The sequence below is a fragment of the Streptomyces sp. bgisy027 genome (assembly GCF_057710365.1).
Window position 1 is genome coordinate 33,923 of record NZ_JBYIVZ010000071.1, and the last position, 14,813, is coordinate 48,735.

Annotated in this window: 10 protein-coding genes and 1 pseudogene; all 11 read right to left on the reverse strand. The window is 68.5% G+C overall.

Annotation, left to right across the window (positions count from 1 at the left end; genetic code table 11):
- Window positions 1–35: 35 nt before the first annotated feature.
- The 11 genes and pseudogenes from AC3ETA_RS43080 to AC3ETA_RS43130 all read right to left on the reverse strand — a co-directional run bounded on the left by AC3ETA_RS43080 (window position 36) and on the right by AC3ETA_RS43130 (window position 13,821).
- On the reverse strand, window positions 36–956 hold the full coding sequence (locus AC3ETA_RS43080) for an SCO1860 family LAETG-anchored protein (RefSeq protein WP_432198366.1): 921 nt from the start codon (window positions 954–956) through the stop codon (window positions 36–38).
- Entirely contained in the window at window positions 953–2,173 is a 1,221-nt protein-coding gene (locus tag AC3ETA_RS43085) for a peptidoglycan recognition protein family protein (RefSeq protein ID WP_432198367.1), read from the reverse strand. Before AC3ETA_RS43085 ends, AC3ETA_RS43080 begins: the two co-directional genes overlap by 4 nt.
- Before the next feature lie 447 nt (window positions 2,174–2,620).
- The gene (locus AC3ETA_RS43090; protein WP_432198368.1) at window positions 2,621–3,421 is read right to left on the reverse strand and encodes a hypothetical protein; all 801 of its coding nucleotides are present in this window, start codon (window positions 3,419–3,421) and stop codon (window positions 2,621–2,623) included.
- The gene (locus tag AC3ETA_RS43095; RefSeq protein WP_432198369.1) at window positions 3,405–3,761 is read right to left on the reverse strand and encodes a hypothetical protein; all 357 of its coding nucleotides are present in this window, start codon (window positions 3,759–3,761) and stop codon (window positions 3,405–3,407) included. The genes AC3ETA_RS43090 and AC3ETA_RS43095 overlap by 17 nt, the downstream gene beginning before the upstream one ends.
- Window positions 3,758–4,114 carry a hypothetical protein gene (locus tag AC3ETA_RS43100; protein ID WP_432198370.1) on the reverse strand — a complete coding sequence of 119 codons (357 nt, stop codon included), beginning with the start codon at window positions 4,112–4,114 and terminating at the stop codon, window positions 3,758–3,760. Before AC3ETA_RS43100 ends, AC3ETA_RS43095 begins: the two co-directional genes overlap by 4 nt.
- Before the next feature lie 162 nt (window positions 4,115–4,276).
- Entirely contained in the window at window positions 4,277–6,583 is a 2,307-nt protein-coding gene (locus AC3ETA_RS43105; RefSeq protein WP_432198371.1) for a peptidoglycan recognition protein family protein, read from the reverse strand.
- 179 nt (window positions 6,584–6,762) lie between these two features.
- Window positions 6,763–7,842, reverse strand: coding sequence for an integrase core domain-containing protein (locus AC3ETA_RS43110; protein WP_432198372.1), 1,080 nt, complete (start codon window positions 7,840–7,842; stop codon window positions 6,763–6,765).
- A 158-nt stretch (window positions 7,843–8,000) separates the two neighbouring features.
- Window positions 8,001–8,519 carry a hypothetical protein gene (locus tag AC3ETA_RS43115; protein ID WP_432198373.1) on the reverse strand — a complete coding sequence of 173 codons (519 nt, stop codon included), beginning with the start codon at window positions 8,517–8,519 and terminating at the stop codon, window positions 8,001–8,003.
- Window positions 8,519–9,856, reverse strand: a complete 1,338-nt coding sequence (locus AC3ETA_RS43120; protein ID WP_432198374.1) for a tetratricopeptide repeat protein — start codon at window positions 9,854–9,856, stop codon at window positions 8,519–8,521. The genes AC3ETA_RS43115 and AC3ETA_RS43120 overlap by 1 nt, the downstream gene beginning before the upstream one ends.
- 184 nt (window positions 9,857–10,040) lie before the next feature.
- Window positions 10,041–11,135 (reverse strand): annotated as a pseudogene (locus AC3ETA_RS43125) (integrase core domain-containing protein).
- Window positions 11,136–11,307: 172 nt separating this feature from the next.
- Window positions 11,308–13,821: a CHAT domain-containing protein gene (locus AC3ETA_RS43130; RefSeq protein ID WP_432198375.1), complete on the reverse strand. Its 2,514-nt coding sequence runs from the start codon at window positions 13,819–13,821 to the stop codon at window positions 11,308–11,310.
- Between the last annotated feature and the right edge of the window lie 992 nt (window positions 13,822–14,813).

Genomic DNA, 14,813 nt, shown 5'->3' on the forward strand with positions numbered 1-14,813 from the left:
GCTGGCTGTCCGCGGCTGGATCACCGCGTGCTGGGTCAGGGGTTGTGCCTGCGGCGAATGCGGGTGAGTGCCATGGCTGTCGCCCCTGCGGTGACGAGGACGGCTCCCGTTGCCAGGATGTAGGGCGTGAGGCGGCTGCGGCCGGTCTTCGCCAGGTGGTCCTCCTTGGTGTGTGTGACCGCGGGGGTGATCGACTTTGTGGCGGACGGTGCCGGGCTGTCGGATGCCGACTGTGGAGACCGGCAGGTGGCCTGCGCCAGGGTCACAGTGCCCTCCACTTTCGCGACACCCAGCTTCAAGGGGTCGGCGGAGACCTGCAGTTGGAGTGAGGTGGCGGCGGACGTGCTGCTGGTCACCTCCTTACGGGACAGGGAAAGCCGGACTGTGCCCAGGCCCGGGGCTTCGACGGTGGCGGTGTGGTCGGGCGCCAGCGAGACCGGTTGGCCGAGGGCGGTGATGGGGCCCACGACCTCGGATGTGGCAGCGGGTTCCTGTCCGGCGAGGCACGTCGCCGTCGCCGTCAGATCTTCGACCTCGAGCAGAGATAGCATCGGCAGGCCGGGCAGATGGATCCGGGCTCGTACGAGGTGGGACGTGCCTTCCGCTCGGCCCTTGGCGACGTCGGCTCTGGCCAAGGCTACGTCGGCGCGCAGCAGATGGACCGGGCGATCGCCGTTGACGTCGTCGAGGGTGACGTCGAGGGTCTTCTTCTCGGCTGTTGCCCGCGCCTGAACCTCGTTGAGCGAGGCGCGCAAGGGCATCGTTCCGGTCGCCTCGAGGCGGGAGACGTCCAGCTCGGCGCGGAGTGCCGCTGCGGTGGCGGTGCCCTTGGCCCTGTCGGTGGTAGGAACGGCAGCGGCTTCAGCTGTGAGGGCCGGGCCGGCCATGAGGAAGCCGCAGGCCGTGAGGGCGGCGATGCAGCGGGCGTAGGCAGTCAGGGGCGGAAGTCCGGTCAACGTCTGTTTCCTTGCGCGCGGTGAGGGGGGGCATCGCTGCCTGCCGGGGACCCGGCAGGCGAGCGGCGAGGCTCCATCCTGCTGAGAGCGGGGCGACAAGTCGGGTGCCACACAGAGGATTCACCACAAGGTGGACGTTTACGGGCTCCAGTTCGAACCGCCGGGTGCGCAAGACGCGGCTCACCCGGTGGTGGCCGAGGCGAGATCGCGAATGGCGGGCAGCTTCTCGTAGAGCTTGTCTCCAGGGCACTGGGTGTTGAAGCCGTCGCGGTGGCCGTGGATGGTCGGCAACGACAGTTGGCGCCCAGTTTCCAGGACTTGCGGAAGTAGTTGGTGCCGTCGGCGCCTGCGGTGAGCTTGGCCGTGCCCGCTGGGTTGACGCCGTGCTGGCCGAGCTTCCAGGCGGCCAGGTTGGCCACCGAGGTCAGGACGGCCTTGCTCGGAGTGGTGCTGGTGTAGGTGCCGAGGACGGCGATGCCGGTGGTCTGTGAGTTGAAGCCGTAGGCGTGGGAGCCCAGCACCGGTCGGTCGACGCCGCCCTTGCGGCCCTCGTAGATCGTGCCGCACTTGTCGATCAGGAAGTTGTAGCCGATGTCCTTCCACCCCAGTTGGCCGACGTGGTAGGCGTGGATGCCCCGTACGACGGCCGGGGCGTCGGTACAGGTGTAGCTGTTGGAGCCGGCGGTGTGATGAACGACGGCCGCCTTGATCTTCCCGCCGGGCAGATAGCCCGGTGCTGCGGGGCTGATCGACTCGTCGGCGCCCCACCGGGCACGCGAGGTGATGGCCGGGCGTGGTGCGGACGCCACCGCAGGCGCATCGGAAACGGCGGTGTTCGCAAGGCCGGCGGGAGCGGACGGCGTGACGTCGCCGGGGCCGGGATCGATCAGGTCCAGCCGCAGTCCGTCGGGGAGGCCGGAGACGGTGTCGGCGTCCGCGGTGATGCGGACCTCGGCGCCGTCGGAGGGGCCGACCCACAGCGGGTCGGTTCCGCCCCGCCGTGCGGTCTCCTCGGCACGGGAGCTGTCGCTGTCCAGCAGCCGCCACTCGGACCACGTCCCGGTGGCGGCGTCCCCGGGTGCGGACCTCCACCGTTCCGGTGAGCGGTGTAGCGGGATCGTCCCAGGTGACCCCGAGCAGGCTGAACGGCCGGGTGTCCGCGGTGCGCAGCGTGGCGGCCCTATGGTCGGGCGTGACGTGCACGAGGTGTTCTTCACTGTATGGCTGGGCCATTCCAGGCTGCGCGGGGCCGTCCCCGTCGGGCGCCGGTGGCACGGGGGAGCCTTGGAGGGACAGAGCTCCGGCCACCGCTGCCGCAACCATGTGCGCTGTGCTCCACACCCGTGAACTCCCTGCGTATGACGGTGCTGTCCGATCGAGCGGCGAGCCCGGCCGCATGTGATGATCATCGGATCATCGACACGGGGAAGGCCGCGGGCCCACGGCCTGGGCCTCCGAACGAGTGAGCGGCACTGCGCCGGACGGCCCTGCCCGGACCCGAACCGGCCGAACGGCGCCCGGCTGTCGAGGAAGCCCAAAGGCGCCTGCCCGCTGGCGATGGGATCGGCCAGTCCGAGGATCAGAAGCGGGACGCCTGGCTCGGGGTGGGTGTGCCTTGCGGCACTGGCCACGGCCAGCGGAACTGCGATGGTCCCGCGGGGCCGTCAGGCCGTGTGCGCGGGCGGCCGGGCGTGCCGTCCCCTGCCGGGCTGTTGCAGCCGGTGTACGACCCACCGGACGAGGGGTAGCAGCCCCAGCCACACCACCAGCATGACCGGCACGTTCGTGAAGTCGCCCACGACCAGGGCCGGAAGCGCGCACAGGGCCGCTCCGGCCGCCTCCTTGCCACGTGTCACGAGCGTGGCGGGCAGGCCCTTCACCGCATGGCGCCGGGCCAGGCACAGGGCCGTGCCTCCCGCGTACAGGCCGTACGCGCCGCCGGACAGCAAGGCCAGGGCGAGCGCGCACACGAAGGTTGGCTCGCCCTCCGGGGTGTCGGCGGTTTCCTGGGAGATCTTCCCGTGCTGCACTGTGGTCGCGTAGTCCCGCCATATGGTGACCGTCACGTCGTCACCGAGCTGCAGGTGCTTCAGCAGTGGCCCGGAGTCGCTCATGTCGATGCTGTGCGGTACCTGCGCCGGGCCGTTCAGGTACAGCAGGTACTCGGATGACTTGGCCTGCTCCCTGATCACTGTGCGGGTCACGGTCGCGTCGAACGAGCGCAGGCAGTCGTCGTGGGGAGAGGACAGGGCGGTGCACGCGGTCGCGGCGCCGAATGCTTTCTCGTCCTCGATCAGGTCGGGTACGGCGGCCAGTGACAGGGCGCCGAGGAGGAGGGCCGCGATGCCGAGCAGGGTCGCGCACAGCCCCCAGGTTCGGTGCCAGACGGTACGTCTCCGGACAGCACCCTGCGCGGGCGGCAGGCTGAGGCGGTCGCCCGTGAACGGGTCAGCGTGCCGCGTCATAACGGCGTTCCCCTCCGCGCGCGACCAGGGTGAAGACGGCCAGGGCGACCGTCGCCGCGGCACCCGTGGCCAGTGCGCCCGCGACGTACCGGCCCAGGTGAGGACGTAGTACGTCGACGAGCCAGAAAAGGGTGACAGTCCCCACCAGGCCCGCCGCGACCCCGGTCGGCCACGAGCGGTGGCGCGCCCAGAACCACTGGACGAGCCCCATGCCGACGAGGGGTGCAACGGACAGACTCGGCTCGTCCAGGGCGGTGAGCACTGCGTATCCCAGGCCGCTGACCGCCCAGCAGGCAACGGCCACGAGTACCGCCTCACTCCAGGAAACGGCCCGGCTCACGCCTGCCGCCCCTTGGCGATGGCCCGGGCCCGACAGCGCCCCTGCCACCGGGACCCGAACGCCGCCAAGAGCGAGCCGACCACGAGCGGCCCGGCAACCCAGCGGATCACGTCCACCGGCCAGTCAGGCTTCCCGCCGACCATCAGGATCACCGAATCGACGGAGAGCGAGATCCCCAGCAGCACATAGCCGACCCCCCAGGCACGGACCACCCACACAGGTCCCTGGATCGGCTGCGGCGGCTGACGCGGCCGCAGCACTGCCCGCCATCCCAGCCACACGGAGCCCAGCCCCAAGGCCACACTGAGCACGTCCACGACCCTGTCGAACACATCCGTCACGGTCCCGAGCACTCCGCCGCTCCTCTCGCCTTCGGCGGGCTCCGGAACGCCGGGACCGCCCCCGGCTCATCATGATGACTGCCCGGACACGGGTACTCATCTACCGAGGGCGGCAGACGGCCTGCGTGACTGCTTTCCGGCATTCGGCAATATGGACGACAGCGGCCTGAGGCGCTACTTGAGGTACACGATGCCGTCCGTGGTGACCGTTGGGCGGCCCGAGGTGCCGACGACCACGATCTTGATCGTGTGCTTGGCGCTCGACGACCAAGTCTTGGTCCAGATCGCATCCCGGTACTTGGTCGTCGAGGACTTCAGGTCGACCGTGGCCGTCTTGGTGCCGTCGACGTACACGTACGCCTGGCCGGAGGTGGCGGCCCGGGAGACCACCCAGGCCACCGAACGGCCGGTGAAGGTCCACGTCAGCGAGGCGTTCTTGGCCGAGCTCGAGTAGGACTTGCCGCCGAGGTAGCTGGCGGAGGACTTCGTCGTCCAGGTCCCGGACTTGGTGGCCGCGGACTCCTGGAGGATGACCGGCGTACGGGAGACGGAGGCCGAGCCGGTGTTGCCCGCCTGGTCGTACGCCGTCATGGACCAGGTCGTCGCCGTGCCGGACTTGGCGGTGCGGTTGGCGGCGGTGGTCGTCGGACCGTACGTCGCGGTGACCGGGGCGGTCAGCCTGACCTCCTTCAGCGCGGCATTGTCGGCCGCCTTCCAGCTCAGCTTCACCGGTACCGCTGTGGTGTTCACCGTCCCCGTACGCAGGGCCAGGCTCGGCTTCGTCGTGAACGTCGGGGCCGTCGTCTCGGCGACGACCGTGGCGATCGGGGAGGTGGCGGTCTTGCCGGACTGGTGGGTCGCGCGGACCTGCACCTGGTGGGTACCCACGGACAGGGTAGCCTTCGCCGAAGTGGCGGTGCCCGCGGCCGTGGCCGCGGTCTGGCCGTCCACGAGGAGCTCGTACTTCGAGATCAGCGAGGACGGTGTGGTGGCCGACCAGTTCACCGTGATGCTGGCCTTGGTGTAGTACGTCGTACCCGACAGGCCCGCGCCGGTGACCGACTTGATCGCGAGTCCTGTGACCGGCCCGGCGGCCCAGCTCCGGATCGTGGCCAGCTTGCCGTAGAGCTGGTCGCCGGGACACTGGGTGTTGTAGCCGTCGCGGTGGCCGTGGATGGCCGGGAAGCTCAGATGGGTGCCCTTGGTCCAGGACTTGCGGAAGTAGTTGGTGCTGTCCGCGCCCGCGGTGAGCGTGGTGGTGCCGGTCGGGTTCACGCCGTACTGGCCCAGCTTCCACGCCGCGATCTTGGCCACCGACACCAAAGCGGCCTCGCTCGGCGCCACGTCGGTGTAGGTGCCGAGGACGGAGATACCGGTGGTCTCGGCGTTGAAGCCGTAGGCGTGGGCGCCCATCACCGGCTGGTCCACGCCGCCTTTTCGGCCCTCATAGACGGTGCCGCACTTGTCGACGAGGAAGTTGTAGCCGATGTCCTTCCAGCCCAGCGTATTCACGTGGTACGCGTAGATGCCGCGCACGACAGCGGGGCCCTCGGCGCAGGTGTAGTCGTTGCTCTCGGCGGTGTGGTGCACCACCACTGCCTTGATCTTCCCGCCCGGCAGATAGCCCGGTTCCTCGGGGCTGATGGACTCGTCCGCGCCCCATCCGGCACGCGAGGTGATGGCCGGGCGCGGGGCGGTCGACGGCGGCGCCGGGGGCACCGTGGCACTCGGGCTCGCGGACGTGGAGGGCGACGCGGAGGAGGACGGCGGCGCGGACGAGGTCGGTGCCTCGCTCGTGGGCGCCGGGGCGGACGACGTCTCGGGCTCAGTGGGACCGACGGTGGTGTCGTCGCTCGGAGAGCCAGTGGAACTCGGGGCGTTCTCCACGGTCGGCGACTCGCTGGTCTGCGAGTCGCCGGGGTCCGTGGACGGCGTCGTCTCCGGTGTGGCGTCGGCCTGGAACCCCGCCGGCTCCATGTCGCCCGAAGGACCGACTCCGCCAGGGTCGATCATGTCCAGTCGCAGCCCTGCAGGCAGGGTGCCGGACGTCTTTCCGCCCGCGGTGACGCGTACGTCCACGCCGTCCGAGAGGCCCACCCAGGCGGGTTCGGTGCCGCCGCGCTGTGCCGCCGACTCGCCCTGACCGCTGTCGCCGTCCAACCGCAGCCAGTCGGACCACCGCCCGGACCCGACGGCACGGGTACGCGCCTCGACGGTCCCCGTGATCCGGGCCGACGGGTCGGTCCAGGTGACGCCGAGCATGCTGAACCGCTCGGTGTCCCGCTGCGTCAGCGCGGCCCCCGCACCCTGGTCGGTGATCTTCAGCGCGGCCGTACGGACCTGGCTGCGGACCGGAGAGGCCTTACTGTCCCCGCTCGGGGCGTCCGCCGGCCAGCCGACGCCTCCTTGGACGACGAGCGCACCGGCTATCCCCGCCGTGGCCAGAACAGCTGCACCCCAGAGGTATCGAGGTCTACCCATATCGGATCAGTGACGTCCTTGCTGTGTGAGAGCGAGACCGGATGACGCACCGTGCCCAGACAACGGGGCGGCCGGAAACGAGACTTCCGGCACCATCAGAAGGTTGCGCCCCACCGCAGGTGACACAGATCACCGCCGCCCACCGGACGAAGTTGCGGATGCCGATAAATCTGGCCTGGTCACGCGGCACGTCGGTACTCATGAAGGATTCCGCTGAGTCGGTCTCGTCGGCGGACCTCCAGGTACCTGCTCTGCGCCGGCACGCTGATCGGTTCGGGTAGCGATCGGAGTGGTGCGGCTTGGTTCAGCGCTCGGTGCGGCCGATGGCAGTTGTAGAAGGTCTCGAACTCGCGGAGCACATGAAGGAGGTGGTTCTGGTTCCAGATCAAGGTGCGGTTCAGGAGCTCGCTGCGGCAGGTCTGTATCCAGCGCTCCACGATGGAGTTCATTCGGGGTATTTGTATGCCGGTGGTGACGACTGTCAGTCCGGCGTCGGCCAGCAGGGCGTCGAAAGCCTGCGTGAACTTCGCGTCGCGGTCGCGGTCGCGGATCAGGAATCGGGCTTGGCTGCCCGCGTCCTCCAGGTCCATGAGGAGACCGCGTCCGAGTTGCACGACCCAGTCCGCGGTGGCGCCGAGGATCCGGATGCGCCGGGTGGAGTGCTCGATGACGGCGAAGACGTACAGACGCGCCCCGGTCAGGGTGCAGGTCTCGAAGAAGTCGCAGGCGAGCAGCGCGCCGGCCTGGCTGCGCAGGAAGTGGGCCCAGGTCGTGCTCTGCCGTTCGGGCGCGGGTGGGATGCCGTGCTCGCGGAGGATCTCCCAGACGGTGGAGGCGGCGACCTTGATGCCCAGCACCGCGAGCTTCCGGTGGATCCGGCGATAGCCCCACGAGGAATTCTCGTGAGCCAGGCGCAGGACCAGGGCGCGGATGGAGCGGACCGTGGGCGGGCGTCCGCGCCGCTTCGGCACGCAGGTGGCTGCGTGTCGTCGCTTGAGCAGGTTGCGATGCCACCGCATGATCGTGTCCGGGCGTACCAGCAGCAGGAGCTGGCGCAGCTTCTCTCTCGAGAGGTGATGGAGCAGGCCGGCGAGGACAGCGCGGTCTGTGAACGTTGGCTTGCCGACCTGGCGTTGCAGTACGAGCAGTTGGTGCCGCAGGGCAAGGATCTCGATGTCTTTGTCCCGGTCGCTCATTGGCAGCAGGCGCAGGAGCGACCGGGTGTTGGTCGCAGCGAGGTAGGCCAGGCGCAGCAGCACGACAGATCATGATGCCGTCCGCGTCTGTCCACGTGAAGACATCGGAGTTGTTGACGAGCGCGGCCTGAAAGGCCAGTCGATCAAGGCCTCCACCTGGGTGGATGATTTATCGGCACCCGCAATGTCCGATCTCCACTCGATGTGTGCCGAGAATCGGCCTACATCGTCTGGGCGGGGTCGGCCGGTGGCGGAGTCGCTTGCGCCAGGAGGCCCGGTGCCGGTGCCGGAGCTGGCTGAGGGAAGATGCTCGGCGGTGGGAGCGCCTGGCCGGGGATACCTGGCTGAGCTCCCTGAGCGGCGGACACGGCGCTGATGCCCCGGTGGGAGGCACGCGCGACCCCTTCTTCCAGCCGCCTCCCCGGTGCACGTGACAGGGCGAAGATGACGGCGAGCGAGACGGACGGTGCTCCTATCGCGAAGCCCGCGACGATGGGTTCGCCCGCGTCCAGCGCGTACTTGGCGAAGAGCACCATGAGCCCGACCGAACCGAGGGCGAGGAACTGGCCGAGGATCTTCGTACCGGCGCGCAACGTCTCCATCCGGCGTCGGTGCCGTTCCTCCGCGAGCGACTCCCGGAAGATCTCCGCTGCCAACCCAGGCTTGAGAGCCTCCCACTCCTGAGCGGCCTTGGGCGGAGGGAGCATGTCGTTCCAGCGGTTGGCCGATTGACGGGCCACTATCTCTCCTCCTCCCCACTGTTCTCCGGCCTGCTCAGCGATGCGCCGGGCGGCGGCGCCGCGGACGACGTGCTCTGTGCCTCCCGCCGCCTGATGGCTTCGATGCCGCGACGCAGGTTGGTCAACCGTCCCCGCACGTCCGCGGGAGCCCGGCGCAAGGGCTCCTGTTCGCCGTACGCGTTCAGGAGTGGGTGCTGCACTTCGCCTGGAGGGCCCGAACCGGCAATCGGATTCGCGCGCGGGACCCTGCGGGGAAGCCCGGACGGCGTCATGTCCTCCGCTGAGGAGGCCGGAGGCCGGTCCGGCACGGCGAAAGATCCTGTCGCCGAGGCTTCTTGAGCTCGAAAGCGATGCCGGCCCGATCCCCCGGCGTCGCCCGGGGACTCGAATTCGTCGGGCGCATCCGAGAACCAGGTGGAGGAGCCCACGAGAATCGGCTCCCGAACACGCGGGGGTCCCTCCGGCTCCGGATCCGCGTCCAGACCGTCCAACTGTCCCAACTGGGTCTCCAGAAATGCCTTCATCCGCGCCCGATACTCGCGTTCGAGGGCGCGAAGGTTCTCGACAGAGCGCTCGAGAGCGCTGCGTTCGGCCTCCAGGAGGCGCACGTCCGAGCCATCCGGCTGTTGATTCCGGCCAGCGGGTTCCAGAAACGCCGCAGCTGCTTCCCGAGGCGGTGCGGCGGACGTCCCATCCCCCGCAAGGCCTTCTGGTGCCACGGTCTCCGCCTCGGCCTCGGGTGTCGCGGTCCGCGGCCGTGCCGCGGCCTCCGCACCCCGCCGGTATGCGGCGGGAGTCCCCGGGGGTCCGAGTGCGTCCATCACCTCATGCAGACGCTCCTGCGTCAGACCCGGGCGAAGGAGCGTATCGGCTTCCTCGGCCCTGCCGCGGGACCGCAGCAGCCACGCGAGCCCGGTGAGGGGGCGAAGGGCGACCGGGCGGTCCGCCGTCATGGCCAGCGCCCGCCGGAACGTCGTTTCCGCCTCGGCCGGGCGGCCGGCGGCGGCGAGCGCGTCGGCGAGTTCCGTCAGGGCGTCGGGATCGGCGGGCGCCGTTTCGTGCGCCTGCTCGAACAGACGGACCGCCAAGGCATGGCTGCCCTGGGCCGCGTACTCGCGTGCCAGCTTCCGCAGGTTGTCGGCGCGACCGCCGAAGCCCCGGGGCAGGTGCTGTTCCGCCACCCTGTCCGGCGGTGGCCCGAGGGCCTCGTACTTCGCCCGGACACGCGCCAGAACTCCCGAGCCTGGCGGTTCCCCGCCGAGGTGTCGGTCGTATTCGCCCGCGAGCCCGGGAGCCAGCACACTCAGCGCACCGGATAGAAGCGCCTGCCACTCCAAGGTCTCACCCCCACCCGATGCGTGAGCACAGTGTCCACCAACGGGTTCATCGCCGAACAGGTCGCGAAGGAAACGGAGTTGTCCTCTTTATCGACCGTGCCAACGGCCTGGTGACCTCCGGGATCGGTGGGCGGAGCCAGGGGCTCGTGGACCCTGCGCTTGCCGAATACCTCCTCCATGCTGGTCAGGAAGCATGTTGATGCTCGTGGAGGGTGCCGCCGAGTCGCGCTCGCCGTCGTATGTCCAGATGGGCGATCCGGTCCGGGGCCTCGATCGGAGCGGGTAGTGAGTGGAGGGGCGGGCATCGCAAGACCCTGGTGCGGCCGGTGCTCGTTATAGAACGTCTCAAACTCGCGCAGGGCGTGCAGGAGATGGTGCTGGTTCCAGATCAACGTACGGTCCAGCAGCTCTCGCCTGCAGGTCCGCACCCACCGCTCCATGATCGAGTTGATGCGCGGCATCCGGACGCCGCTGAGCACCACCTCGATACCCGCGTCCTTGAGCACCTCGTCGAACGGCCGTGGGAACTTCCCGTCCCGATCCCTGATCAGATAGCGAGCCCGGCAGCTGGCGTCCTCGAGGTCCATGACGAGATTCTTCGCAGCCTGGACCACCCAGGACGCGGTCGGGTGCGCGGTCGCGCCCAGGATCCGGATCCGGCGGTTCGCGTGCTCGATCGCGGCGAACACGTACAAGCGGGCCCCGGACAGAGTGACGGCCTCGAAGAAATCGCACGCCAGGAGCGCGTCGGCCTGCCAGCGCAGGAAGTCCGCCCAAGTGCTGGAGGCGCGCTCGGGCGCCGGGTCGACGTCGGCCTCCTTCAAGATTTCCCAGACCGTGGATGCTGCCACCTTCACCCCGAGTACGAGCAGCTCACCGTGCAAGCGCCGATAGCCCCAACGTGGATTTCCCTGGCCAGGCGCAGCGCCAGCGCCCGGATCGAGTGCACGGTGCGGGGCCGGCCTCCGCGCTTCGGCCGGGACTGGGAAGCGTGTCGGCGGGCGATGACGTTGCGGTGCTGGCGCAGTACCGTGTCCGGCCGCACCAGCAGCCGCATCCGGCGCAGCACTTCCCGTGGCAGGCCATGGAGGAGCGACGCCAAAAACGCCCGGTCGCTCGCGTGGAACCGGACCTGCTGCCCGTCCAGCTGCCGTTCCAGAACGCCGATCTGGTGGCGCAGGGCCAGGATCTCGGCATCTTTCTCCCGGTCGCTCATCGGCAGCAGTCGCAGCATCGCGAACGCGTTCGTCACACCCAGGTACGCCAGTCTCAGCAGCACGACCGATCATCGTGCCGCGCCAACCGGCGCCGCGCGACACCGGCGACTCGATCGGCCTCGGCCAACGCCGAAACCCGATCCCACCTGCGTGGATGAGGTATTCGGCAAGGGCAGACTTCACGATGGTGGATCTTCATTCAGGCTGATCGGCGGTACCGGAGACGGGCCCCGTTCAGATGCCGGTGTGGGTGTACGCGGCCCACAGCGTAGGAGTGTTGGGGTAACGGGCTCGCAGACGAGTAACGGCGTAGTTCAGGGCATGGGTGGTCATATCGGTTTGGACCTGAGCAGCGCCGTTGTCAGTGAGATAAGCGTAGAAGTCGGTGGCGACGTCGGTGGCAGTGCGGTCGTCGATTGGCCACAGTGTGCCGATGACGTGCCGGTAGCCAGCGAGCTGGAAAGCTCCGGTGATGTGCAGGGATTCGTCGGCCAGACGAGGCGCGGTGACGCTCGTGCTGCAGGCGGAAAGGTAGGCCAGAGCTGCGGTTAGGTTCAAGTCACGGATGTCGGCGACGGTGAGTGGCCTGGTGGCGTAGTCAGTGAGGAGCAAGTGGCTGTTGGCGAGATCGTCCAAGTCGACGTAGCCGTGGCAGGCGAAGTGGACGATCTGGTGATTGGGCAGGCCCTGGAGGACGGTGTCGCGCGTGGGTTCGGCAAGCAAATGAGCGTGCGGGACAACAGCGGTGATCGCGGCAGCCTCGTAACCGGCTCCGAGCCGGGTGGCGCCAGGGGCGTCTGCGACTGGAACGATCAGCGTCGCCACGTCAGAGGTATCAAGTTGACGGGAGCGGGCGTGGCCCAGGGCACGCACGGTAGTGGTGTAGGAGGAGACGACATAGTCGAGGACGGTGTGCCGACCGATCGGGGCGTCAGGGCTTTCGGCGTGATGGCCGGCAGCGTGGAGGGGGAGGTCGGCGATGACCCCTACGGGACACCACCACACGCGGGGCCAAGGCTCGCCCGGGGCCGGAACGGCGGTGTGGCCGAGGTGGGTCAGGACGGGTTCGGCGACGGTGTCCCAAAGCCAGCCCAGGGTGGCCAGGATGTCCTGCTGTGCCTTGGCTCGCGCCGCTGGGTGGAGATGGGGATCGGTAGTGGCGCGTAGTGCCTCGCGCAGACGCAGCACGTGTTCGAGGACGGCGAGGTAGCTCAGGCTGGTCAGGGGGACAACCTGGACCGGAGTGCCGGGGGTATCGGTGAGGATGAGGGCGTCGCAGCGGGTTCGGGTGGCGATGGTGATCACGATTGGTCCGTCATGCGCGTGACGCCTGAGTTGGTCGACGGAAGGTGCCTGCAAGAAGTCCGAGAAGCCTGGGAGTCCGCGAACATGGTCGACCAGGTCTTGCCAAGCCTGGTGCGCCTCCTGGCGCTCTGCGGCCAGGCGTCGGTTTTCATTCCAAGATCCCTCGAGCGAGGGCACCGCGGGGGCTTCTGCTGGCGCCGAGTGGGGACGATCCAAAATGGCGAGTCGGTTGCGCAGTCGGTCGAGTTCGTCTGCCAGATGGGGGTGCTGCTCTCGGAGCCGAGCCGTTTCGATGCTTCTCGTGGCGAGGGTCTCGGCGGCTAGGATGCCGCGAGCTTGCTCCAGCAGTTCCACAGCTTGATCGGGGCGGCCCGCGGTCAGTGCCGCCGCGGCTGCCTCACCTGCCAGTTGCGATACTTTGCCGAGTTGATGCTCGCGGTCCGCACGGATGAGAGTCCCCGGAGCGAGGGCGGTCAGCAGGTCGATGGCCGATTCCATAGCGCACAACGCCTCTTGTGCGTCCTGGGGGTCCGTAGCCATGCGCGCAAGGTGCCTGTACGCCTCGATACGGTTGATTGTGGAACCTGTGGCGCTGTCTGCGGCGTGGCGGTAGCAGTCGCGTGCCTCCTCCCGGACGGCTGTACGCCTGGTTCGCGCGAATGAGCTTTCGAGAGCTGTCCCGAGGTTGAACAGGATCGTGGAGCACATAGGGTGGTCGTGGTGGGCGGTCTCCGCGCCTTCCCGCAAGAACTCGATCCCCTCGCCCAGCTTCTCCAACTGCCCCGTACGCTCGTACAGGTCCTTGAGAGCGGTCCCCAGGCTATTCAGGTACATGGGGCGATTGGGGTGGTTGTCTGCTTCGGTTTCGGCGGCCGCCCGCAGGACGTCAACCGCCTCTCGCAGCTCCTCCGTCTGTCCAGTGCGCTCAAACAGGCTAAGAAGAGCGGACCCGAGATTGTTCAAGTGAACGGGTCGGGTCGGGTGATCGTCGGGAACACTGGCTGCAACCGTCCGTAAGAGCCTGACCCCCTCTTCCAGCACCTCCATTCGCCCAGTGCGCCTGAACAGGCTCAGGAGGGCGGTCCCGAGGCTAAACAAAACGGTGGGATGGTCATCGGGGGCCGTTTCGATGGCCCGCCGCAAGACCCCGACGGCCTCTTCCAGCGCCTCCATTCGCCCAGTGCTCCTGAACAGGTCCACAAGAACGGTCCCGAGATTGTTCAGGTGCGAGAGGCGGCCGTGGTGCTTGCGGGGGGCGGTCTCGGAAGCCTGCCGTAGGACGTCAATCGCTTCTTCCAACAGCGCCATCCGGCCGGTGCGCTGGAACAGACGGTCGAGCGCGATCCCAAGTCTGTTCAAGTGGTAGGGGCGGGCGGGGTGATCGTGGGGAGTGGTAACCGTCGCCTCTCGCAATACTCCGACGGCTTCCTCCAGCACTGTCATCTGCCCGCTTCTGTCCGACATCTCTCGGAGAGCAGATCCGAGGTTACTGAGACGTACTGGTCGATCTGGATGGTCGTGGGGGGTAACTGCCAGGGCCCCCCGGTGAATTCGGACCGCCTCCTCCAACACCTCCACTTTCCCGGTGTGTTGGAAGAGCGCCACCAACGAAGATCCGAGGCCATTCCAGTACATGGGACTCTGGGGAGCGTTCGGAGGCGCTATGTCCACGGCCTCCTGATGGAGGCGCACCGCTTCCTCCACCACCGCCGTGTCCACGGTGCCCTCAGCCATGCGCACGAGTGCGCTCGCCAGGTTGTACAGGTACGCGGGACGATCAGGGTCGTCCGGAGAGGTGATGGCCACCGCCTCTCGCTGTAGCAGCACTGCCTCGTCCCACACCTCCCTCTGTCCGGAGTGCTCAGCCATGCGCATGAGGGCCGCCCCCAGGTTGCCCAGATGCTGGGGGCGCCCCGGGTCGTCCGGGTCTGTGGCGGATAGTGCTTCGCGTAAGGCATCAGCTGCCGCTTCGGCTCCGTCTGCCCTTCCTGTGTGCTCGGAGACACGTAGCAGGGCCTCCCCCAGATTGCCCAGGCGATCAGAGCGCTCGGGGTTGTCGCGAGGTGTCCTGGCTACTGCCTCCCGCAGAACCCGTGCTGCTTCCTCGGCTGCACCTTTCTCTCGGGTGTGCTCGGACACGCGTAGAAGGACCGCCCCCAGGTTGTTCAGCCGATCACAGCGCTCCGGGTGATCACGGGGTGTGGTGGCGATCGCTTCACGCAGAGCCTCAACCGCCTCCTGAGCAGTACTCAACTCCCCTGTCCGTGCGCACCAGAGCCGGAGCACGCCCCCTAGAGTGGAGAGGGTCTGCGGACGGTTGGGGTGGCTGCGAGGCGTGAGTGCTGCTGCCTCCCGTGCCATCCGCACAGCCCCTTCGAGCAGCTCCATCTCCTGGGTGCACCCGTACAACTTCGCAAGCGCGAGTCCCAGGCACC

What these genes read in the sequence shown, in the direction of transcription:
- AC3ETA_RS43130 (WP_432198375.1), bottom strand. Translation starts at nt 13,821, where the DNA reads ATGACAGTGCTGGAGGAAGCCGTCGGAGTATTGCGAGAGGCGACGGTT.
- AC3ETA_RS43105 (WP_432198371.1), bottom strand. Translation starts at nt 6,583, where the DNA reads ATGGGTAGACCTCGATACCTCTGGGGTGCAGCTGTTCTGGCCACGGCG.
- AC3ETA_RS43090 (WP_432198368.1), bottom strand. Translation starts at nt 3,421, where the DNA reads ATGACGCGGCACGCTGACCCGTTCACGGGCGACCGCCTCAGCCTGCCG.